Genomic DNA, 995 nt, shown 5'->3' with positions numbered 1-995 from the left:
AGGAGTTACGCAGTTGAGGGTAATATGTAAAGTGGGTTAGTCAGATAGGTACGGATGGCGGGGCGGATGATGGCGAGTTTTGCTTCAAACCAACTGATGCCCTTACGATAGCAATACCATTCCAAACGTAAGAAAGCGCGCAGGGCCAATTGGATATGGTTACGTTGAGCGCGGGCGGCGCGGACCTGGGCACGCTCGACGCCACAGTACTGTTTGATCCCGCGATGATAGGTCTCAATAGTCCAGGCATAGCTGGCAAAGCGCACGCGGGTTAGCGCAGTCATCTTCAGGTCGTTAGTGGCCCAGTATTCCCTGTCGCCGTCTGGGGCGACGATCAGAAACAGGCGGATGAGGCCATACCCTTTCAGATGAACGAGGGTCCCGTGAGCATCGGTTTCGACCTGGGCCACCGGGCGCGATCCGGTGCGATCCGGGTTAACGAGGCGGTTGGCCTTCAGGCGAGTCAGCCACGTCCACCCCCAATCTCGAATCTGCTTGAGATTCTCTAAGCTGCTGTACCAGCTGTCAAAAAGCACACATTCCGGCACAAAGCCCCGCGCGTGAGCCGTTTCCAGTAGCGCCCGAAAGTGATCATTTTTGGTCAGCGCATCCTGGGCTTTGTCGTACACCCGATAGTCCAACGGCACATGGCGGTCGCCCTCACTCCACAACAACGTGATGAGGTTAATCCCGTCTACCACCGCGTGGTGTTTGCCCGACCAATGTCGTTGCACCAGGGCGATCTTCTCCGCGTAGGGCTTGTCCAACGTCGAGTCGTCCACCACCAGCACGCCTCCCTGTCGTTCCACCTGCGGGGCCGCTTCCCGCCACAGCGTCAAGGCGTCTGGCTCTGGCCGATGCAAGAGGCGGGTAAACGCATCATGTGCGGGAGCCTTCGCCTCCTCCGGTTGCACCCGCGCCGCCTCCGTCGCGCTGCAGACCTTCGGCGTCGCAAGCAAAAACTGGATGTAATCTTCATCGGTCACTTTCGCTGG

Annotated in this window: 1 protein-coding gene; it reads right to left on the bottom strand. The window is 58.7% G+C overall.

Annotation, left to right across the window (positions count from 1 at the left end; all coding sequences use genetic code 11):
• Nucleotides 1-5: 5 nt before the first annotated feature.
• A partial coding sequence (locus BN873_RS12800) for an IS701 family transposase (RefSeq protein ID WP_374727163.1) occupies nucleotides 6-995 on the bottom strand: 990 nt, incomplete at its 5' end.

It is taken from the genome of Candidatus Competibacter denitrificans Run_A_D11, assembly GCF_001051235.1.
GTDB classification, from domain to species: Bacteria; Pseudomonadota; Gammaproteobacteria; order Competibacterales; family Competibacteraceae; genus Competibacter_A; species Competibacter_A denitrificans.
The sequence above is the reverse complement of the archived record's forward strand: the minus strand, read 5'-3'. Positions and strand labels throughout refer to the sequence as shown.